This is a genomic window from Pseudolysobacter antarcticus, from assembly GCF_004168365.1.
GTDB lineage: Bacteria > Pseudomonadota > Gammaproteobacteria > Xanthomonadales > Rhodanobacteraceae > Pseudolysobacter > Pseudolysobacter antarcticus.
Window position 1 is genome coordinate 219,323 of sequence record NZ_CP035704.1, and the last position, 21,625, is coordinate 240,947.

General features: G+C 60.0%; 19 protein-coding genes. 11 read left to right on the top strand and 8 right to left on the bottom strand.

Annotation, left to right across the window (positions count from 1 at the left end; all coding sequences use genetic code 11):
• Positions 1-155 precede the first annotated feature (155 nt).
• From ELE36_RS00985 to ELE36_RS00995, 3 genes are all read right to left on the bottom strand, one after another.
• Positions 156-2,822 (bottom strand): delta-60 repeat domain-containing protein, encoded by a 2,667-nt coding sequence (locus tag ELE36_RS00985; RefSeq protein ID WP_129831322.1) that lies wholly within the window; start codon positions 2,820-2,822, stop codon positions 156-158.
• Positions 2,823-3,038: 216 nt separating this feature from the next.
• Entirely contained in the window at positions 3,039-5,690 is a 2,652-nt protein-coding gene (locus tag ELE36_RS00990; RefSeq protein WP_129831323.1) for a delta-60 repeat domain-containing protein, read from the bottom strand.
• Positions 5,691-6,068: 378 nt separating this feature from the next.
• Positions 6,069-6,563 (bottom strand): hypothetical protein, encoded by a 495-nt coding sequence (locus ELE36_RS00995; RefSeq protein ID WP_129831324.1) that lies wholly within the window; start codon positions 6,561-6,563, stop codon positions 6,069-6,071.
• 185 nt (positions 6,564-6,748) lie between these two features.
• On the opposite strand from ELE36_RS00995, the gene ompR reads away from it, so the two are divergent.
• Positions 6,749-7,522: an osmolarity response regulator transcription factor OmpR gene (gene ompR, locus ELE36_RS01000; protein WP_129831325.1), complete on the top strand. Its 774-nt coding sequence runs from the start codon at positions 6,749-6,751 to the stop codon at positions 7,520-7,522.
• Positions 7,519-8,823: an ATP-binding protein gene (locus tag ELE36_RS01005; RefSeq protein WP_129831326.1), complete on the top strand. Its 1,305-nt coding sequence runs from the start codon at positions 7,519-7,521 to the stop codon at positions 8,821-8,823. The genes ompR and ELE36_RS01005 overlap by 4 nt, the downstream gene beginning before the upstream one ends.
• Here the strand turns inward: ELE36_RS01005 and ELE36_RS01010 are convergent.
• Entirely contained in the window at positions 8,820-9,770 is a 951-nt protein-coding gene (locus tag ELE36_RS01010) for a helix-turn-helix transcriptional regulator (protein WP_129831327.1), read from the bottom strand. The genes ELE36_RS01005 and ELE36_RS01010 overlap by 4 nt on opposite strands.
• Before the next feature lie 143 nt (positions 9,771-9,913).
• Here ELE36_RS01010 and ELE36_RS01015 point away from each other — a divergent pair, with 143 nt between their 5' ends.
• From ELE36_RS01015 to ELE36_RS01030, 4 genes are all read left to right on the top strand, one after another.
• On the top strand, positions 9,914-10,546 hold the full coding sequence (locus tag ELE36_RS01015) for a LysE family translocator (protein WP_207215835.1): 633 nt from the start codon (positions 9,914-9,916) through the stop codon (positions 10,544-10,546).
• Between the two features lie 126 nt (positions 10,547-10,672).
• A complete protein-coding gene (locus ELE36_RS01020; RefSeq protein WP_129831329.1) occupies positions 10,673-11,767 on the top strand; it encodes a hypothetical protein in 1,095 nt (364 codons plus the stop codon).
• Between the two features lie 261 nt (positions 11,768-12,028).
• The gene (locus tag ELE36_RS01025; protein WP_129831330.1) at positions 12,029-13,186 is read left to right on the top strand and encodes a hypothetical protein; all 1,158 of its coding nucleotides are present in this window, start codon (positions 12,029-12,031) and stop codon (positions 13,184-13,186) included.
• A gap of 26 nt (positions 13,187-13,212) precedes the next feature.
• Positions 13,213-13,839: an SEL1-like repeat protein gene (locus tag ELE36_RS01030; RefSeq protein ID WP_129831331.1), complete on the top strand. Its 627-nt coding sequence runs from the start codon at positions 13,213-13,215 to the stop codon at positions 13,837-13,839.
• A 90-nt stretch (positions 13,840-13,929) separates the two neighbouring features.
• On the opposite strand, the gene ELE36_RS01035 is transcribed toward ELE36_RS01030, so the two are convergent.
• Entirely contained in the window at positions 13,930-14,331 is a 402-nt protein-coding gene (locus ELE36_RS01035; protein WP_129831332.1) for a hypothetical protein, read from the bottom strand.
• Between the two features lie 31 nt (positions 14,332-14,362).
• Positions 14,363-14,887: a YiiD C-terminal domain-containing protein gene (locus ELE36_RS01040; protein ID WP_129831333.1), complete on the bottom strand. Its 525-nt coding sequence runs from the start codon at positions 14,885-14,887 to the stop codon at positions 14,363-14,365.
• A gap of 104 nt (positions 14,888-14,991) precedes the next feature.
• Here ELE36_RS01040 and ELE36_RS01045 point away from each other — a divergent pair, with 104 nt between their 5' ends.
• The 3 genes from ELE36_RS01045 to ELE36_RS01055 are packed head-to-tail and all read left to right on the top strand — an operon-like array spanning position 14,992 to position 18,259.
• Positions 14,992-15,852, top strand: coding sequence for a uroporphyrinogen-III synthase (locus ELE36_RS01045; protein WP_242512327.1), 861 nt, complete (start codon positions 14,992-14,994; stop codon positions 15,850-15,852).
• A gap of 44 nt (positions 15,853-15,896) precedes the next feature.
• Complete coding sequence (locus ELE36_RS01050; RefSeq protein ID WP_129831335.1) at positions 15,897-17,006, top strand: uroporphyrinogen-III C-methyltransferase; 1,110 nt, start codon at positions 15,897-15,899, stop codon at positions 17,004-17,006.
• A complete protein-coding gene (locus ELE36_RS01055) occupies positions 17,003-18,259 on the top strand; it encodes a heme biosynthesis HemY N-terminal domain-containing protein (RefSeq protein ID WP_129831336.1) in 1,257 nt (418 codons plus the stop codon). The genes ELE36_RS01050 and ELE36_RS01055 overlap by 4 nt, the downstream gene beginning before the upstream one ends.
• Positions 18,260-18,301: 42 nt before the next feature.
• On the opposite strand, the gene ELE36_RS01060 is transcribed toward ELE36_RS01055, so the two are convergent.
• Complete coding sequence (locus tag ELE36_RS01060) at positions 18,302-18,874, bottom strand: DUF2845 domain-containing protein (RefSeq protein WP_165371418.1); 573 nt, start codon at positions 18,872-18,874, stop codon at positions 18,302-18,304.
• 23 nt (positions 18,875-18,897) lie between these two features.
• Entirely contained in the window at positions 18,898-19,950 is a 1,053-nt protein-coding gene (locus tag ELE36_RS01065) for a CDP-6-deoxy-delta-3,4-glucoseen reductase (protein ID WP_129831338.1), read from the bottom strand.
• A gap of 219 nt (positions 19,951-20,169) precedes the next feature.
• Here ELE36_RS01065 and ELE36_RS01070 point away from each other — a divergent pair, with 219 nt between their 5' ends.
• A complete protein-coding gene (locus ELE36_RS01070) occupies positions 20,170-20,604 on the top strand; it encodes a hotdog fold thioesterase (protein ID WP_129831339.1) in 435 nt (144 codons plus the stop codon).
• A gap of 17 nt (positions 20,605-20,621) precedes the next feature.
• Positions 20,622-21,572, top strand: a complete 951-nt coding sequence (locus tag ELE36_RS01075) for a serine/threonine protein kinase (RefSeq protein ID WP_129831340.1) — start codon at positions 20,622-20,624, stop codon at positions 21,570-21,572.
• The last annotated feature ends 53 nt before the right edge of the window (positions 21,573-21,625 follow it).

Below are 21,625 nucleotides of genomic sequence, written 5' to 3' on the forward strand. Positions count from 1 at the left end.
ACACCAGTAAGTCTATACACGTAAAGTCGTATGGAAATAGGACATCGAAGGCGTCAGCAATTTTCGCCAAGTGCACATTGGCGAATACGCAGTGGCTGGAAAGCATCAGACCATTGCGTGCTTGAGCGTGATCGGCATTCACGCATCCTCGGCGCTCAGTCGAAGCCGTTGGCAAAAATGCCGTCGTTGCCGCTTAGATAAACCTGCAGCGTGCTTTCGATCAGGTCGCCTGAATTGGAACTCGAACTGGCCTGTCCGCGGGTACGCAGATAGAAGTTCTGGTTGAGCGGTGGCGTGAAGCCGGAATAGCGCCAACCGTTGCTGATGCGTTGCATCGTGCCGACGGACGCATAGGTACTGCCGGTCAGTGAAAACAGCAGTTGTGGTGGCAGAGCTAGTTCCGCTCCGGCGCCTGCGCGAGACCATGTAATTGTGCTGCCGCCAGTGGTATAGCCCACAATACTTATCGACTGCAACGCAGCTTGCGGCGTGCTGAGCCGCGCGATGTTGTGGCGTGTGACGGCGCCGCCGCCGTTCGGCGACAGAGAGATCATATCTCCACCCACCAACAGTTTGCCGTCGGGTTGCATCATCAGCACGTCGATGTAGGCGCTCGTATTCGGGTCGAAGGCCATGTCCAGACTGCCATCGGCATTCACACGGGCGATGGAGTTACGCGTGACAGCGCTGCCCCCGTTGGGCGAAAGTGAGGCGAAATAGCCACCCAGCATCAGCTTGCCGTCGGGTTGCAGCGCCAGCGCGACGACGTAGCCATTATTCGTATCGGGATCGAAGGCCATGTCCAGACTGCCTTCGGTATTAAGGCGCGCGATACGGTTGCGCGTGATCGCGCCGCCGCCGTTCGGTGACAGCGTGGTGAAACTACCAGCTAGCACCAGCTTGCCATCGGGCTGCAGCGCCAGCGCGTTGACGGTGTCGTTCGCGTTCGGATTGAAGGTCGTGTCCAGACTGCCATCGGCATTCAGACGCGCGATATGGTTGCGTGTGTTGGCGCCACTGCCGTTCGGTGAAAGGGAAGTGAAACCACCACCCACCAGCAGCTTGCCATCGGGCTGCAGTGCCAGCGTGGCGACGTAGTCGTTCGCGTTCGGATTGAAGGTCGTGTCCAGACTGCCATCGGCATTCAGGCGCGCGATGTGGTTGCGTATGATCGCACCGCTGCCGTTCGGCGATAGGGAGTGGAACGCGCCGCCGATCATCATCTTGCCATCGGGCTGCAGCGTCAGCCCGAAGACCGACTCGTCCGCGTTCGGATCGTATGCCATGTCCAAACTGCCATCGGCATTCAGACGCGCGATGCGGTTGCGCGTGATCGCGCCGCCGCCGTTCGGCGAAAGTGAGGTGAAGTCACCGGCCACCACCAGCTTGCCATCGGGCTGCACCGCCAGCGCGTAGACGGTGCTGTTCGCGTTCGCATTGGGATTGAATGCCATGTCCACACTGCCATCGGCATTCAGCCGCGCGATGTGGTTGCGTGTGACCGCGCTGCCGCCGTTCGGCGAAAGGGTGGTGAAATCGCCGCCCAGCAGAAGCTTGCCATCGGGTTGCATTGCCAGCGCGTCGACAGATGCATTTGCGTTCGGATTCGATGTCGTGTCCACACTGCCATCGGCATTCAGGCGGGCGATACGGTTGCGTGTGATCGGGACGCTGCCGTTCGGCGAAAGGGTGCCGAAAAAGCCGCCCAGCACCAGCTTGCCGTCGGACTGCAGCGCCAGCGCGAACACAGTGTTGTTCGCGCTCGGATCGAATGTCGTGTCGACGCTGCCAGTGGCAGTCAGCCGCGCGACGCGATTGCGTACTATCGCACCGCCGTTCGGTGATAGAGAAGTGAATTGGCCGCCCAGGATCAGGTTGCCATCCGGTTGCAGCGCTAGTGCGAGCACGGCGCTGTTCGCGTTCGGATTGAATGCGGCATCCAGAGTGCCATCGGCATTGAGGCGGGCGATGCGGTTGCGTGTAACGGCGCCGCTGCCGTTCGGCGACAGCGAGGTGAACGTGCCGCCCAGTACAAGCTTGCCATCAGGCTGCAGCGCTAATGCAGAAACGGGCCCATTAGGGTTCGGATTGAATGCCGTGTCGACGTTGCCATCAGAATTGAGGCGTGCGATGCGGTTGCTTGCGATGGCGCCGCCGCCGTTTGGCGAAAGTGCAGTGAAATCACCGCCCAACACCAGCTTGCCATCGGGTTGCAGCGCTATCGAGCGGACGATGCTGTTCGCGTTAGGATTGAATGCGGCGTCGACGCTGCCATCGGCATTCAGGCGCGCGATGCTGTTGCGCATAACGGCGCTGCCGCCGTTCGGTGATAGCGAGATGAACTGGCCGCCTACGACCAATTTGCCATCCGGCTGTACCGCCAGCGCATTAACGTCGTAGTTCGCATTCGGATCGAATGCCGTGTCGACGCTGCCATTGGCATTCAGGCGCGCGATACGGTGGCGAACGTAGGTACCAACTTGGGCAAATATTCCCCCGATCACGATGCGCCCGTCCGCCTGCACGACGATGGCATTAACGGTGTTATCCACATCCGTGGCGGCAAAGCTCGCATCCAGGCTCCCATCCACGTTCAATCGCGCGAGGTGGTTGCGGGTCTGGCCGGCGATCGTGGTGAAGGTGCCGACGACGAGGGTTTTGCCATCAGACTGCTCTGCCAGCGCGTATACAGTGCTGTTCGCATTCGGGTCGAAACCATCGTTGGCGTTCTGTGCCCAGCTGATTGCAGGCATCGCCAGCAATGCCAGTAGCAACAAATACGGTGCCGCCAGGAACCCGAAAACGCGTGCGTATCTCAACATGATGATTTCCCCAAGTGACCAATTACGGTTAGTCGATAGCCGGTATTTGCGTCAGCACGCCGCACCGATACGTCAATACACGTAAAGTCGTCTGGAAATAGGACATCGAAGGCGTAAGTAATTTTCGCCAAGTGCACATTGGCGAATACGCAGTGGCTGGAAAGCATCAGACCGTTGCATGCTTGAGCGTGATCGGTAGTCACGCATCCTCGGCGCTCAGTCGAAGCCGTTGGCAAAAATGCCGTCGTTGCCGCTCAGGTAAACCTGCACCGTACTTTCGATCAGGCCGCCTGACCCGTTGTATTCACCTGAGCTGACTTGCCCGCGTGTACGCAGATAGAAGTTCTGATTCAGCGGCGGAACGAAGCCGGAATAGCGCCAACCGTTGTTGATGCGCTGCATGGTGCCCACGGCTCCATACGTGCTGCCGGCTAGCGAAAACAGTAGTTGTGGCGGCAGCGCCAGTTCTGGTCCGGCGCCCGCGCGGTTCCACGTAATCGCGCTGGCGCCGTTGCTGTAGCCCACGATATTTACGGACTGTAACGATGCTTCTGGCGTGCTCAGTCGTGCGAGGTTATTGCGCGTCAATGCGCCCATGACAGTGAAATTACCTCCCATTACCAGTTTGCCGTCGGCTTGTAGCGCGAGCGCGTAAACGTCGCCGTTCGCGTTCGGATCGAATGCCGTATCCACGCTGCCGTCGGCATTCAGGCGCGCGATGTGATTGCGCAAGACACTGCCGCCGCCGTTCGGTGACAATGAAGTAAAGTTTCCGCCCAGCAATAGCTTGCCATCGGGCTGCAACGCCAACGCGAAGACAGAGCTGTCTACGTTCGGATTGAATGCTGTATCCAGACTTCCATCGTCATTCAGTCGTGCAATGCAATTGCGTGTGACGGCGCTGCCGCCGTTCGGCGACAGTGAGGTAAAGTTGCCGCCAAGCAGCAGTTTTCCATCTAGCTGTAGTGCCAGTGCGGATACTGGGGCGTTCGGGTTCGGATTGAATATCGCGTCGACGCTGCCATCGGTATTCAGGCGCGCGATGCGGCTACGCGCGATGGGGCCGCCGCCGTTCGGCGACAGTGAGGTGAAATAGCCGCCCAGCACCAGCTTGCCATCGGGCTGCAGCGCCAGCGCTATGACGACATCATTCGCGTTCGGATTAAATGTCATGTCGACAGTGCCGTCGGCATTCAGGCGCGCAATATGGTTGCGCGATATGGCGCCGCCACCGTTCGGCGACAGGGAATTGAAATTTCCACCCATCAACACCTTGCCATCAGGCTGCAACGCCAGTGCGGATACTGCGGCGTCCGGGTTCGGATTGAATGCGGTGTCGAGGCTACCATCGGCATTCAAGCGCACGAGGCGGTTGCGCATGACGGCGGGGCCGCCGTTCGGCGACAGCGAGGTGAAGTTCCCGCCTAGCAGCAGCTTGCCGTCGGGCTGCAACGCCACCGCGATGACGACGCTGTTCGCGTTCGGGTCGAATGTCATGTCCAGACTGCCATCGGCATTCAGCCGCGCAATATGGTTGCGTATGATGGCGCCTCCGCCGTTCGGCGACAGGGCGGTGAAACCACCACCCAGCACCAGTTTGCCATCGGGTTGTACCGCCAACGCGAAGATGTAGTTGTTCGCATTCGGATTTAATACGGTGTCCGCGCTGCCATCGGCATTCAGGCGTGCGATGCGGTTGCGTGTGATGGCGCTGCCGCCGTTCGGCGAAAGTGAGACGAAACTACCGCCCATCAGCATCTTGCCATCGGGCTGCAGGGCCAGTGCGTATACGCCAGCGCTCGCGCTCGGGTTGAACATCGCGTCCACGCTGCCATCGGTATTCAGACGCGCGATGCGGTTTCGCGTGATCGCAACGCCGCCGTTCGGCGACAGGGTAGTGAGATCGCCGCTCAGCACCAGTTTGCCATCGGGTTGCAACGCCAGCGCGAACACGGAGTTGTTCGCCTTCGGATCGAATGCCGGGTCGACGCTGCCATTGGTATTCAAGCGGGCGATAGCGTTGCGCGCAATGGCGCTGCCGCCGTTCGGTGACAAAGCGGTGAACTGCCCGCCCAGCACCAGCTTGCCATCGAGCTGAAGCGCCAGCGCGAAGACAGCAAAGTTCGCGCTTGGATCGAATGCGTTGTCGACGCTGCCATCCGCATTCAGGCGCGCGATGTGGTTGCGTGTAAGGGCGCTGCCGCCGTTCGGCGACAGCGAGGTGAAACCTCCGCCCAGCAACATCTTGCCATCGGGCTGCAGCGCCAGCGCATAAACCGCACCGCTCGCGTTCGGATCGAAGGCCGTGTCGACGCTACCGTCAGCATCGAGGCGCGCGATGCGGTTGCGTATGAGGGCACCGCCACCGTTCGGCGATAGCGAAGTGAACTGTCCGCCTAACACCAGTTTGCCGTTGGGCTGCAGCGCCAGCGCATTGACGGTGCCGCTTGCGTTCGGATCGAAGGCTGTGTCCACGCTGCCATCGGCATTCAGTCGCGCGATGTGGTTGCGCAGGTACGCGCCGACTTGGGCAAACGCACCGCCAATCACAATGCGCCCATCCGCCTGCACGGCGATAACTTGTACGGTGCTGTCCACGTTTGTGGTGGCAAAACTGCCATCCAGACTGCCGTCCGCATTCAAGCGCGCGAGGCGGCTGCGGGTCTGCCCAGCGATGGTAGTGAAGCTGCCGCCTACGATGGTCTTGCCATCGGGTTGCACTGCCAACGCGAGCACGGTGCTGCTCGCATTCGGATCGAAACCATCGTTGGCATTCTGTGCATAGCTAATCGCTGGGATCGCCAGCAATGCCAACAGCCACAGACAAGATCCAGCCAAGAACCCGAAAACGCGTGCGTACTTCGTCATGATGATTTCCCAAGTGGCAAATAACGTTATGCGACGGTCGTTATTTGCGACAGCGCATCTCGGCCAGGCACGACATCAACAGAGTGCTAGGGATCGATCAGGCTGAAGCTCCGAAAACGATAGTGCACGGGCCGGCAAGTGCTCCATCACATCTGCGTGTCACACAGATACTTGGGGATACGGAAAATCTCGTGGCAATGCGACACGCATGGCGTAAGTAATTTGCGCCAGGCGCACATTGGCGAATACGTAGAGGTGGGCAAGGCATCAGATTCTGAGCAAAAAAAAGGGCGCTCCGTAAAAATACGGAGCGCCCGGTCTGGCCATTATCAGTTCAAGTCATGTAGCGGGGAATTGCAATTATTGCCCTGCTGTTTGTTACTGTGCTTTTGCGGCGGCGTGGGCGGCGGCACGATCCTGCATCTGCGCTACATGATCCTGCATCGTCGTCAATTTCTGCAGCATCAAGGTGCGCACCGCGGTCTGCTGCGTGGCATTCATGGTCTTGTACAAAGCCAGGCGTTGATCACGCAACGCACGCTCTTGAGTGCGACGATCGTCTTCACGTGCATCTTTCTGTTTCGCTAATGCGGCGAGATCGACATTCGGCGAATTCAACGCGCTGATGGCGTCATTCAACACACTCGCGCCATTGCTGAACTCCTGCTTGTGCAAGGCTTTTTCCTGCGTGTTGATTGCATCCCATTGCGTAGCGAGATCGCCGGTCAGTCCGAGTGTTGCTGCGCTGGGTTGGCCATGGCCGTGCATGCCGCCATGATGTCCAATCTGCGCGCCCTGATCGGCGGCGTATACGGCACCGCTGAGAGCGACGGCGACAGCGAGTGCGCTGAAAATCTTGTTGAACGGTTTCATCTGGTTTCTCCAAACAATCCCGAATTGGGACGATGCTTATGATCCGCCGAACACATGCGCAGTTCATGTCGTGGTGGCGCGAGAATGCAAGCAATTGCGAGCGGAGCCGGCCTCAGCAACATTTGCTTACACTTATCTGCGCTGGCGGGTTGCCGTGGCGCCGCGAGTAACGAATAGTGCAGACCATGGAACGCCCTATTGAAACTCAACGTCTACTCATCGTCGATGACGATTCGCGTCTGCGCGATCTGCTCGAACGTTACCTCAAGCAGGAAGGTTACGCTGTGCGCGGCGTCGCCAATGGCCGTGGCATGGATCAAATGCTGGCCGAGCAGCATTTCGATCTGGTCGTGCTCGATCTCATGTTGCCGGACGAGGATGGCCTGAGCATCTGCCGACGCCTTCGTGTCGAGCATCCCGATCTGCCGGTGATCATGCTGACCGCACGAGGTGACGAAGTCGATCGCATCGTCGGGCTCGAACTCGGCGCCGACGACTACCTGCCGAAACCATGCAGTCCGCGCGAATTGCTTGCGCATATCAGAGCAGTGCTGCGGCGGCAGGTGCGTCCGCACGGCGGTGCGCCGCGCGAAGTTGGTGAGCTGCTGCGATTCGGCCCGTACACGCTGAATCTTTCCACGCGCACCTTGCAGCGCGATGGTGTTGCCTTGCGTATTACCACGGGTGAATTTGCGGTGCTCGCAGCGCTGGTTACGCATCCGCGTCAACCGCTCACGCGCGATCGGCTGATCAATCTGGCGCGTGGTCGCGATCACGAATCGAACGATCGCAGCATGGACGTGACCGTGTCGCGGCTGCGTCGTCTGCTTGAAGTCGATCCGAAAAATCCTGCGCTGATCCAGACCATCTGGGGCCTCGGTTATGTGTTCGTGCCGGAAGACCCCACCGCGCCCGGAGCGCTCGCAATAACTGCCGCAGCGCGCGATCCGCTTCCATGAGATTCGCGCCACGCACGATCTACGCGCAGCTCGTGCTGCTGCTCGCATTGTTGCTGATTGCCACGGCCACACTCACGCACGTTGCGCTGCGTTATTCCGCCGCGCAGCGCTCCAGCGTTGAAGGTTTGTCGCAACAGGTGGTCGCGGCGGTGAGGGCGATCGAAAGCGGCAATAACAGCGGAAGAAATCCGCCACCCGGAATTCGTTTCGCCGCGATGCCGCGAATGGGTGCGCCGATGGACGGTCCCGACGGCGATGCCTCGCCGGACGATTTGCAACACGGCTCGCGATTTCCGTTTCTCGCCGAACTGCGCGATCAGATTTCCGCACAGCTTGATGGTCGCGAAGTGCAGATCGATCTCGCCCATCGCGGCGTCGCGTGGATTCGCATGAGTGGTGATGATCCGCGCTGGATCGGCGTGGGATTGACGCAATTTCATCATCGTGCGGTCATCGAATTTTCCGGGCTGGTGCTGGCGATCGGCGGTGTGCTGGTGCTGCTTGCCGCCGGATATTACGCGCGTCGGCTTGGACGATTATTGGGCGAACTCGCCGCGCAGGCGCCGGCACTCGCGCGTGGCGAACTGCTCACGCCGATCGAAAGCGGGCCGATCGAAGTACGCGCGCTCGGACGTGCGCTGGCCGACAGTTCGCGCAAGGTCGCCGAGGTCGCGCGCGAGCGCAGCGTGTTGCTGGCCGGCATCTCGCACGACTTGCGCACGCCACTCGCGCGTCTGCAACTCGCACTCGAATTATTGCCCGACACCGATCCCGCGCTGAGCGCCGGCATGCAGACTGACATCGTCGAGATCGAGGCGATCATCAGCCAGTTCATCGCCTACGCGCGTGACGAGCGCGACGAGCCCGAACAGACGATCGACCTCGTCGCGCTGGCGGAATTGCTGCTGCGCACGCCGGGGCGTATCGCCGCCGATTGGAGCATCGTCGCGCCGACACGAATGAACGTTCGCGGTCGTCCGCTCGCGCTGAAACGCGCGCTGAGCAACCTGCTGCAGAACGCCGAACGCTACGGCGCTGCGCCGTACGAAATCCTGCTGCATGAAGTGGCAGCACATGCCGAAGTGATCGTGAGCGATCGTGGCGCGGGTTTGCCGCCGGAGCAGTTACAGCGCGTGCTCGAACCGTTCCAGCGCGGCGGTGCAAGCCAGGATCAACCGGGCGCGGGTCTGGGGCTGGCAATTGCCGCGCGCGTCGCATCGATGCACGGTGGCGCGCTCGTGTTGCGCAATCGCGACGGCGGCGGATTGCGTGCCGAACTGTGTCTCGGTGCAGTGAGTTAGCGCGCGGAAAGCGCGAGCAAGCGCTTGGCGTGAGCATGAACTGCCGCGCGTAATTCTGGTGGACTGCGTACGTCGAAGTTGCACGGCAAAGACGCGAGCTGACGCGCGAACCAGTCGATGCTGTCGGTGCGTGCACGCAGCAAAACGCCGTCGTCGCAGACATCGAACAAACCAATACTCGTATTCATTTCGGCGACGGCGGTTTGCAGATCGGTATGCAGCAAAACCTCGACTACGAACGCGCGCGGCACGGTGGCGATGCTGAAGTTGAGATGCGCCGCGGCGTCGAAATTCTTCGGGCGTTCAAACGCGATATCCAATGCGCGGACATCCTGCATACGATCAAGCCGGAACGAGCGCAGCGCGCGCCGCAAATGGCACCAGCCGATGACGTACCAACGCCCCGCGCGCCAGGCCAGGCCATACGCATCGAAATCGCGTGCGCTGGCGATGTTCTGCGGCGTGAGATAACGCATGTGTACCCGATGGCGCGCGTGTGCGGCGCCGCTCAAGATCGCGAGCGTATTGCCATCGCCGATTGGCACGCCTAGGGCGAGATCGAGCGACACCGTTGCGGACAAGGCGCGCGGCTGCGCCTTCACGCGAGACGGCATTACCCGTTCGAGTTTCGCCTGCGCACTTTCTATCGCCGCAATACCGTTGGCGAGTCCCATGCTGCGCGCCGCGAGCAGGCCGACCGACAATGCCAGCGCCTCGTCGTTGTTGAACATCATCGGCGGCAGTTTGAAGCCCGCGATCAGCATGTACGCGCCGTAACGACCGCGTTCGGCGGTGATTGGAATGCCGATATCTTCGAGCCTCGAAATGTAGCGGCGCAAGGTGCGGCCATCGACTCCGATGCGTAAAGCCAGCTCGCTGCCGCTCAAACGTCCGTGCGTCTGCAGCAGTTCGAGAACGGTGAGCGCGCGCGTAGTCGGGTGATACATGACGACAGTCTACGAATAAACAGGGCGAATAACGCCCTATTTAAATTATATCCTGTATCCAGCTCATCACTCGCGAGGACACAGACATGCATAACACGCACTTTCATGACGCCCTAAACACAACAATAATCGGTTAAGCGCTGATGTATTCAACGCATTTATGGTTGTTTTTTCTCGTGGTGCTGGCAGTGGTTGTATTGCCGGGTTTGGACATGGCCTACGTGCTTGGCAGCGCGTTGGTCGGCGGGCGCAAACCCGGGCTCACCGCGGTGGCCGGCATCGTTGCCGGCGGGGTTTGTCATGTGCTGATGAGCGCGCTTGGCATCGGTATCGTATTGAAGTTGATCCCCGGTGCATTCAATGCGCTGCTGCTGGTTGGCGCGCTCTACATTGCGTGGATCGGCATCGCGGTATTGCGCAGTCATGCCGCGTTCGGTTTTTCCGCAAACGCCGATGCGCCCTCGGCATGGATCACCTTTCGCCGCGCCGCATTGACCTGCCTGATGAATCCGAAGGCGTACCTGTTCATGCTCGCGATATTTCCGCAATTCGTGCGTGCGGAATACGGGCCGATCTGGCATCAGGCGATCGTGCTCGGGGCGATCATCGCCTTCACCCAGATCGCGGTCTACGGCTCGCTCGCGCTGGTCGCGAGCGGCGCGCGTGGCTGGCTCGCGCAGCGGCCCAATCTCGGCGTGGCGATCAATCGCGGCGTGGGTATCGTCTTGATCGCAGCGGCGGTCATCACCGGAATAAATGGCTGGCGCAATCTTTGAGCATAGGCTCGTTTCGATGGATGCGGCCATGGAATCCGCACGCTTGCCGCGGCATGCAGCGATGTCCGCATCAAACAGTGTTTCGCGTTTACACTGGGCGTCAGAGGTTAATACGAGGATTCACCCGTGGTGACGAATTTGCGACCGATTTCATCGCACTGTCGTGACGACCTGCGTACAGGTTTTTTGCGTGGTTTGGCGACACTCGCCTTGGTCACAAGCGCGAGCGTCAGTGCGGGCACGTATTGCGTACACAATGCTGGTGAGCTGCAAGCGGCGCTGGTCGATGTCGGCAACCTCGGCATCGCCAACGGCCACGCGAATACGCTGCTACTCACTAGCGGCACCTTCGTCGCTACGCCGACGTTTTTCGTCAATCAAACCTCGGGTTTCGAGATCGATATGAGTGGCGGCTACGATGCGACGTGCAGCACGCATGATCGCACGCCGGGTGCTACCAAGCTTGACGGCGGCGGTGTGACCCAGGTGTTGAACGTGCAGACCAACGGCATATTCTCGCTGACCCACATTACCATTCAGAACGGCTTGCACAATGGCTCAGCCGGCGGCGGCGCACAGATTTATCTCGCGCCACCGCAGCCGTCCAGTAATCCTGACGCGGTGGTTACGCTCGACGACAATATCGTGCGCAACAATTCCACGACCTATGCCAGCGGCGGACTCACCGTGTACGGCAAAGGCACGTTGCATTTCGACAACAATTTGTTCGTCGGCAACACCGCGCCCAATGCTGCGGCATGGGCGATATCGATGGATCAGGGCTCGGTGGTCTATGTCAGCAACAACACCATGACCGGCAACACCAATACCAGCACCGGCGCACCGACCAGCTCGATCAACTCGGGCGGGACGATCGCTGCTTACCTGGTCAACAATATCAGTTACGCCAACACCGGCGCCTACGATTTTTATATTGGCGTGAACACGGCGCAGTTGTTCAACAACGATTACGCCGCGCTGAGCGGACTAGTCGTAGCCAGCAGTAGCGGTAATGTCATCGGCATTGATCCGCAGTTCGTGGGCGCGGGCGATTACCACCTGCAGGCCACTTCGCCATTGCTCGATATCGGCCTGTTGTCAGTGCCGGGCGGATTGCCCGCGTTGGATATCGAAGGCCACTCGCGCACGTTTGCCAACAAGATCGATCTCGGTGCTTATCAGCACGGCGACGGGATTTTTGCGAACGGTTTCGAGTTGTAGTCGCACACGATTTCGGCGGATCGGTAGCGCGAAAAACGATCGACAAAATCCGCTATTCTCGGATGCGTGCAAGGCGCGGAAATATTTGGTTTTGCACACAAGGCTCGCGCTGGATCACATAAGACATTCGCTCGCGCTAGTGCGCTTCAATAGCTGAATTTTCAATCCATGTCTTTAAGGATTCATACTTATACAATCTCGCGCCGTACGTCAGGTTTTTCGAACGACGCGAGCCGGTAGCCCTTCTATCCATTGATGTACATGCCAACTTTCAACCGTTCTCTCGCAGCATCACTGTGTGTTTTCCTCCTGTCACGGCTGATTATTTTTGGCATTTGGTCCAGCGTCGCTTGCATTAACGTTGTAACCCCTTCAATCGACGAGGCATTTGCCGATGTAAACATCGTCATTGATGCCGATCGTGTCGGCCCCGAATTGCGCAAGATCGCGCTCTACAACGACGCTAGTTGGTACTACGGAATTGCTTTGAATGGCTATGAAGCTCGGCCCTTTGACAAAGGCCGGCAGGCGAATTGGGCTTTTTTTCCGGCCTTTCCGCTGCTCTGGCGCGGTGTCATGGCTACAGGAATGGATGCCGCAGTCTCCGGTTTGCTTATCTCCAACATTCTTTTTCTGTTGGGATTGTTTTTACTGCACAGACTAACGCTCGATATCGGGCATGACTTGTTTGTAGCCGATAGAGCATTGATGTTTTTAGCATTCTGTCCGACTAGTTACTTCTTTTCACTACCATGGACCGAATCATTATTCCTCGTCCTAAGTGTCGGTACTTTCCTGGTGATGATAAAAAAACACTGGGAACTCATGTTCGTTCTCGGGGCCTGCGCTTGCGCATGCCGTTTGGTTGGCTTATTTCTGGTACCAAGCCTATTGCTTTACCTCTGGCCGCAGCGTGGGGTTATCTCCCGCAAAGCCTGGATTGCGATTGCCGCAATGCCGTTGGGTTTCGTTGCATTCACAATCGTATTATGGAATGACAGCGGAAATTTTTTTGCCTTCTCTGACATACAGCAAGAATGGGGCCGCCATCTCACTATTCCTTACAAATCGTTCGGCGTCGTTTTAATCAAGCCTTGGTTTCTGGCCTCTGATTGGAATCTTCGGCCACTTAATTTTGTGGCATTCTTAGGAGGCTGCTGCGCGTGTTACTGGCTTGCCAGACGTCCCCAAAATTGGGGGCTTGCGCTGTTTTTAGGGTTAGGTCTCTTGGCGCCCGCATTGACCGGTTCTTTGACGTCGCTTGCTCGTTACAGTTTTGCTCTTTTCCCCTTCGCAATTGCGGCTGGAAATGCGTTCAAAAACCCAAAACTAGAACTAAGCTATATCATCCTGTCTGTTACCTTTCTCGTACTTCTGACATTAGCTTTTCAAAAACAGCTTGCATTTGCTGGCGCCTGACGAAATAAAGGTGAATGTTATGCGATATGGAGATCGCCTGCCTGCTCGCATGCAGCGCGGCAGTTTCGGCATCACAGCTTGCTACGACCAGTGAGGATATGCCCGGGAGGTTTCTGCCTGGCAAATACTTCCAATACAAAGCCCAGATCTATCTGAAGAAAAAGGATTATGCGATTTCGCTGGAAATGTCCAAGTTGGCCAGTTACTGGGCGGACAAGACGGCGCAGTACAATGTCGGCATCCTGTACTTCACCGGCACGGGTATAGCGCAAGACAAGGTGCGCGGTGTGGCATGGCTGCATATTGCGGCGGAGCATAAAAGTCCTGTCGCCGTGCATGCATTGGAGCTGGCTGATGCCGAACTGACACCGCAACAGCGCTTGGAGGCAGTGGCGATCTGGCATGAGCTCGATCTTACCTACGACGACGCCGTAACGTTACGCAGAGCAAAAGCCCATTTCGACGCTGAAAAACGCAACGTCACCGGTTCACGAGTCGGCTTCGTCGGCGCTCTGCATATCACGGATGCGAGTGGCTCATATACCGGCGATCAGTATTACGCTAAACAGCAAAGAGACTTCGATACCTTTGTCGAAGATAACTTCGGTCACGGCCATGTTGATATCGGAGCGATCGAGCCGGTAACAAATTAAAACATCCGTAATCAAGTCGTCGCGGCAATAGTCCGCGCATGAGGAGTCTTGAAATAACGAAACCGCAAATCCTGCCGCGGATGCTGAATCTCAATGCTGTGCAATATCCGGCAGCCCACTCATCAGCACCCAGCGTTTGCCTTTCTCGTCGTAGTGCCAAGTCTGGTGATCAATCACGCTGCGTTCCTGTTGCGTGTTGAGATTGACCAGGCCGATCTCGACGATCACTTGCACTTCGCCGACCTTGACCGCGACGGGATCGCCTTCGTGGTAGAAGCTCACCTTGTATTGGCGGAAGCGTTCCAGATCCAGCGACGTCAGCGGATGCGCCTTCAATGTTTCGGGGTCGACCAGCGATTGCGCCTGCGCCCAATCACCCCAGCGGATCGTGGCGGCATAACTCTGCAGGGTGTCATCGAGCAAACGCGCCTTGGTGTCGCTGGCGCAGCCGGGCAGCAGAATGATAAGCAGGGGAATCAGCAGTCGGCGCATGACGGTATTCCTTGACGCAGGAGGTTCCGCATTATGCCGGTTTTGGGTCGCGCCGCATCGCTACAAAACGTGCTTCCAGGGTGGCGGCATCACGACCGTCGTCGAGGCGAATGCGGCTGTGCGTGCGCAGGCGGGCGCGGCCGCGGTTGTGCAAAGTCTGCACGAAGATATCCCAATCCTCGCCGTCGGCCAGCATTGCCTGTGCGCTGAAATCCTGCCAAACCGGCATCAGGTAACGCGCGGTGCTGTCTTGCACGTAGACGTCATAATCCATGCCTTCTTCGCCGAGACGCAGCGCGATCAGGCCCCAGCCGGACAAGGTCAGCACGCTGCTGAGGCTGCCGCCGAATGCGCAACCCTTGTCGTTGACGTTGGGCGCGAGCGGCGCGCTCAAGGTGCAGGTGATGCCATCGAATGCCTGCAGCCGAACCTGCATCGCACGCACCAGCGGAATGCTGTGCAAAAGCTCGTGTTGCCACGCCGTGCACAACGCTACGGTCTGTGCTGCGGTGACGGACTTGGCGGCGACAGCGGGGCGATTGGCAAATTCGATCATGACAAGTCAGCTGATTGGAGGCGCGGAAGTGTGCCGGGCAAGGGACGACAAGACAAGCATTACGCCGTCTGCACATGGCGTGCTGTTAGCATGGCGCGATATGCATGGTGCGTCTGAACTATTACGGATGTAAGGCCGGATTGGATGTGTTGCAAATGGATTCCGACATGAGCGCGACGGCAGTCGGCGGCAACGCTGCAGCGCTCGCGGGTGCGAGCGTGATCGTGACGCGACCAGTCGGCGGTGGCGATGCGCTGAAGCGGCGCATCCTCAACCTCGGCGGTCGCGCTTTGAGCCTGCCCGGCAGCAGTTTGCGGGCGCTTGTTGATACGCCTGCGCTGCGTGCGCAATTGCGCGCGGCACGCGATGCGGATCGGGTGATTTTCAGCAGTCCGGCGGCGGTGCGTTTTGCATTTGCGTTGTGGCCGGCATTGCGCTTCGGCCGCAGCACGCAGGTATTCGGTGTCGGTGCGGCAACCGGTCGTGCCTTGTCGCGGCTTGGCATGGTGAATGCCGTGACGCCGTCGCGGCAGGATAGTGAAGGACTGCTCGCGTTGCCGCAACTCAAGCAGCTGCGCGGACTGCGCGTGGCCCTGATCGGCGCGCCGGGCGGGCGTGAATTGTTGCCGCAGAGCCTGATCCGGCGCGGCGCGCAACTGACGCGGATCGGGGTATATCAGCGCCTGCCGCCGCGGCTGAATCGTCGCCATTTCGCCGCGATAGAAACGCTATCCGCGCCGTGTTTTCTGTTGCTCAGCAGCGAGCAAACCTTGGCTAATATCTGTCATGTGTTGCCTGCCGATATTTTGGCGCGATTGCATCCTGTCGAAGTCATCGCCAGCAGTGCACGCGTCGCCGTGGCGGCGCGCGAATGCGGATTTGCGAGCGTCACCTTGGCGCGATCCGCCGCCAGCGATGATTTGATCGCTGCGGCGATAGGCGCTTTGGCGCGACACCGGTTGTAAAAAACATGTTAAATCCCGCACATTTCCGCTAGCATTCTCAACCTATGGACGACAATTTGAATAGCGAAATCAGCAGCGTATCCGCGACACCGGCGCAAATTCCCACACGCGCCGTCAGACCGCGCGGCATTCTCGCGATCGTGCTGGCGTTGCTGGCGCTGATCGCGGCGGCATATTCGGCATGGGGCGTGTATCGACTGCAACATCCGCAGGATGCGAACAGTCTGCGCACACGTCTTGATCAATTGGGTACGCAACTCGACGGCACCCAGCGCAGCGTGGAATCGAATCAGCGCGAAAGCGAGAGTTTCCGTGCACGCGCCAAGGATATCGATGGCGTCAACAAATCGCTGCGCGAAGAAGTGTTGGGTCTGTCCGAGCGCACGCGCCTGCTCGAAGATGCGGTGACCAATCTCGCCGAAAAACGTTTGTCCGGCCACGATGCGCTCGCGCTGAACGAGGCCGAGTTGCTATTGCTGCTCGGGCAACAACGTTATGCCCTGTTCCATGATGCCGCGGCGACGATCGCGGCATATCGCCAGGCCGACATGGCGCTCGCGGAAACCGACGATCCGGCATTCGTCGGCGTACGCCAGACCGTTGCCGCCGAGATCGAGGCGCTGAATGCGCAGCAGGACAAAGGCGTGAACGTCGCAGTCACGGCGATCGATCAGCTGCGCGGTCGCCTCGCCAAATTGCCGCTCGCGCAGGGCCGGCAAACGCCAGCGTCGGAGACACCGGCAGCGGATGAATCACGCTTGTGGCGCGTCGTGAGTCAGTTCGTGCGTGTCAGCCACGATCAGGATGTGCTGGCCAGCGTGCATGCGCGCGGCGGCGAACTCGGCGGTGAACTCATTGCGCTGGATCTCAGTGTGGCGCAATCGGCCTTGCTCGCGCGCGATGCGACGGCGTATCACGATGCGTTGCAACGCGTGCGTCTGGCGTGTGCGCAGCGTTACGCTGCGACCGATCCGGCCGTGATCGAAATCCTTGCCGAGCTCGATAAACTCATCGCCATGCCGCTGGCCGCGCCAGCGCCGGGCATTCTCGGCAGCGCGCTCAAGGAACTGCGCAATCTGCGCATCACCCATGCCTTGCAGCGCTCGCCCAAAGCCGCGCCCGCAGCGACTGCCGCGAGTGCGGGTCAATCATGAGGACGTGGTGGATACTCCTGCTGCTGCTGGCCATCGCCGTGGCGGCAGCGTTTGGCTGGCACGCGCTGGCGCTCGATCCGGGCTACGTGCTGATCCGCGTGCACGACACGCGCATCGAAACGTCGCTGGTGTTTGCGGTGATCGCATCGGTGCTCGTCGTGCTGTTGCTGATCGTCGTATGGCAACTGTTGCGCTGGCCGTTTCGCACGTGGAACCGGCGCACGCGTCGGCTCGGTCGCGAACGTCTGGCGATCGGTTTACTGGCGCTCACCGAGGGCCGTTATCCGCTCGCGCAGCGCGAACTCGCGCGCGTCGCTGGCAATCCGCGCCTGCACGCACCGGCGTGGCTCGCGTTGTCGCGCGCCGCACATGCCAGTGGCGATGTCGCGGGTACCGAAGCCGCATTGAACGAAGCCGCTACCGATGCACCGGTGGCGGCGCTCGCGCTGCGCACGCGGTTTCAACTCGAACGCGGTGAGGCGCGCCAGGCATTGGCGTTGCTCAAGCCGGAAGCCGCCAACGACAATCTCGCGCCATCGTCGTGGCATATGCTGGTCGAAGCGGCCTTGGCATGTGGCGATCACGCCGCGGCGCGCAACGGTCTGGTCGCGTTGTTGCGCAGTCAGACCTTGACCAGCAGCGCCGCCGAAGCACTCGAACAACGCGTGCTGGTAGATGCACTCGGCGCAGCCAGCGACGGTACCGCGCTGACCGCGTTGTGGTCGGTATTGAGTCGCACGCAACGGCGTATTCCCGAAGTGGTATGCGCGTATGCGCAACGCGCCGCGGCGCTCGGGCAAACCCTTGCCGGCATGAGCGAAGTCGAGGCGACCTTGCGCAAGGAATGGTCCGAATTGCTCGTGCGCTGTTATGGCGAGCTTGGTCCCGCCGAGGCCGAGACGCGCCTGCGCAATGCCGAGAGCTGGCTGCGCACCCAACCGAACAGTGCCGCGTTATTGCTGACGCTCGGACGCCTCTGCCGCGATCAGGCCTTGTGGGGCAAGGCGCAGGAATATCTCGAACGCGGACTAGCCATCCAGGAGAGTGCCGCGCTGTGGGAAACCCTCGCGGATTGCTGCGTCGGCGCGGGCGACAATGCCACCGCCAGCCAGTGCTACAGCAACGCCTTGCGTTATACGCGCGGCGAAACCACGCAGGCATTGGCGACGCGACGCACACCGGGCGGTTTGCTCACGCACGCGATTGTGGTCGAGGAACGCAGCGAGCATGGCGTGCCGCGCCTGCGGCAATAATCCAGACGCGTCGGTATCAGTGCGCTGCCAGCGTTCGTTATTTCAGCGATGCAAGTTTTCTATCGAATCGATACGACCATCGATCAAGGTCAGCACGCGCACGAACGTGTTCTCGCCGAAATCGTAGATCCACTCTTCGCGCCGCACATCACGATAACGCTCGTTGCCGCGACCATCGCGTCGCACAGCGGTGGAATACAGATTGCGTTGTGAGGCGGGCGTGCCGCAGCGCGCGACCAGTTCACCCGAGGTCAGGCCGCGCACGATCGCGTTCACATCGCAGTTCTCGCCGAGTTCGTTGAAGCCATAGGACAGCGGCGTTTCCTTGAACATGCGGCCGTTGCGAAACAGGATCTGGGTGATGAACTGGCGCGGGCCGAAGTTGAAATACCAGACCTCGTAACTGACTTCGTTTTGCAGTTCGATCGGGCCGCCCGCGCCTTGCACATCAAGCGCGGTGTAGCGATCGATCCAGTACGGCTGGCCGCAGCGGTCGCGCACCTGGAAATCCTGATCGCCATCGAGCACCAGACGCGAGCCGCAACGCAATGCGTGCGCTGAGGAAACGAAACCACCGAACAGCATCAGCAGCAACAACACACGCCAGAGTTTCATCGATGATCCCATTAACCGTGCCGTTACAAGCCGTGGATGCCGGCGCGGCTCTGCAAGATCTGCGCGAGCACGTCCGGCGCGTAATCGAATGAATCGTAGTAGAGCCGTTGTTCGGACAATCCGGCCTGAACAAAGTTGCGCCGGCCGGCATCGATCAGCGCGGGCGGGCCGCTCATGTAAACATCAAAACCGGAGAGATCGGGATGGTCTTCGAGCACGGCGTCGTGCACCAGGCCTTGACGCAAATCGCCGCCCGCCTCGGGATCGGAAAGCACCGGCGTAAAACTCAGATTATCCAGCTCGCGCGCCCAGCGTTGCGGCAACTCGCGCAGATACAAATCGCCGCTGTTGCGCGCACCCCAATACAGGTGCATCTCGCGGCGCGAGCCGAGATGCAGGAAATGCTCGACCAGCGCCTTGATTGGCGCGAAGCCGGTGCCGCCGGCCATGAGGATCATCGGTCGTTCGCTGTCTTCGCGCGGCACAAACGTACCGAGCGGACCTTCGACATTCAGAGTCGCGCCGATCTGCAATTGCTCGAAAACATACTGCGTGAAACCGCCGCCGGCGACATGGCGGATATGCAGCTCGACATGTTCGTTGTCATGCGGCGCATTCGCGATCGAAAACGCGCGGCGCTTGCGGTCGTCGAGAATTACGTCGAGATATTGCCCGGCCAGATAACGCAGCTTTTCGCCATCCGCCGCGCGCAAATCCAGCCGCATCACATCCGGCGCGAGGCGATCCTTGCGCACCACGTCGAGGGCCAGCTGGCGCTTTGGAATATCCGCCACCGAGGCGACTTCGCGTGCGGCGATGGTCAGGTCTGATCCCGGCACGGCCTGGCACAACAACACTTCATGGCGTGCGAGTTCCGACGCGTTTAACGCACTCGGCGGATTGCGCGGGTAATGGCATTGGCCGCTGATCAAGGTCGCTTTGCAACTGCCGCAGACGCCCGCTAGGCACGAATACGGTAACGCGAGACCGGCGCGGCGCGCGGCTTCGAGCACGGTTTCGTTGGCCTCGACGACAAACTGTTTGCCGCTGGCTTGCAAGGTGACGGTGTAGGGCACGACGAAGCCTTTGAACGATAATGCAACGCAGATGGCGGCGCGCTCTTGCAACTCAAGCGCCGTAATTTGCGGCGAGCGTGGAGTTGCGACAAGCGTGAGCCAAACGGCAAGTGTAGAGGCCGGCGCGTCATCCGGCTATTCGGCCCGGCTGGCTATCGGTAGCGCCGGGCGCCAGCGCGCGACTTGCTATAGTCGCAACTACTTCATCGGGAGAGAAAAATGGCACTGTGGAAACGTAATGCAACCGTCGAACAATTGAACGCGGCCGGGCACAACACCTTGCTGCAGGCGCTCGGCATCCAGGTCACCGAGATCGGCGAGGATTTCGTGCGCGGCACGATGCCGGTCGATGCGCGCACGCATCAGCCGTATGGCTTGCTGCACGGCGGCGCGTCGGTCGCGCTCGCGGAAACCCTCGGCAGCACGGCGGCGGCGTTGTGCGTCGAAAATCCGCAGATGGCCGTGGTCGGCCTGGGTATCAACGCCAATCATATTCGCGCCGTGACCAGTGGCAGCGTCACCGGCACCGCGCGCGCGCTGCATGTCGGGCGCACCACCCAGGTGTGGGAAATCCGCATCGAGGACGATCAGCAGCGGCTGGTCTGCATTTCGCGCCTGACCATGGCCGTGGTGCCGCGCCCGCCGTCGGCCTGATCGCGCTGCGCATGACGATGAATGCGACCCCGTATGCCGGACTGAATCCGGATACCGTGCTTGCGGCGGTTGAGTCGGTCGGATTGTTGACCGATGGTCGCTTGCAGGCGCTCAACAGTTACGAAAATCGCGTGTATCAACTCGGGATCGAAGACGGTCAGCCGCTGATCGCGAAATTCTACCGGCCCGGGCGCTGGTCGGATGCGGCGATTCTCGAAGAGCACGAGTTTTCGCGCGAGCTGGCCGATGCCGAGTTGCCAGTCGTGGCGCCGTTGCAATTCCACAATTCCACATTGCTGCATTTTGCACATTTCCCGTTTGCATTGTTTCCGCGCCAGGGCGGTCGTGCGCCGGAACTGGAATCGGCACAGCATCTGAGCTGGATGGGTCGCCTGCTGGCACGACTGCACGGCATCGGTGCGCGTGGCAGTTTCCGCGAACGTGGCCGCATTGATCTGGCAACTTATGTGCATCTGCCGGCGCAGGCGGTGCGTGCTTCCGGCCTGCTGCCCGATTACCTGCAGGATCGTTATGAGCAGCGCATCACCACGCTGGAGTCGTTACTCGCCGCACATTTTTCGGCGGCGGGCGATATCGCCACGCTGCGGCTGCACGGCGATTGCCACCTTGGCAATGTATTGTGGACGGATTCCGGTCCGCATTTCGTCGATCTTGACGATGCGCGTATGGGGCCGGCGGTGCAGGATTTATGGATGCTGGCGCCCGAGCGTCGCGCGCTGGATCTGTTGCTCGAAGGTTATGCCGAGTTCCGCGATTTCGACTATCGCGAGCTCGCGCTGATCGAGCCGTTGCGTATCATGCGGCAGATTCATTTTGCCGGCTGGATCGCCGCGCGCTGGTCCGATCCGGCGTTCCCGCTGGCATTTCCGTGGGCCGGCGAAACGCGCTGGTGGGAGCAGCATCTCGATGATCTGCACGATGCCGAGCGTCTGCTATCTGACTCCTGAGTAAACCAGAATCAGGCAATCGCTATTTCAGCGCATGTGTTGCGTCGCAGCAC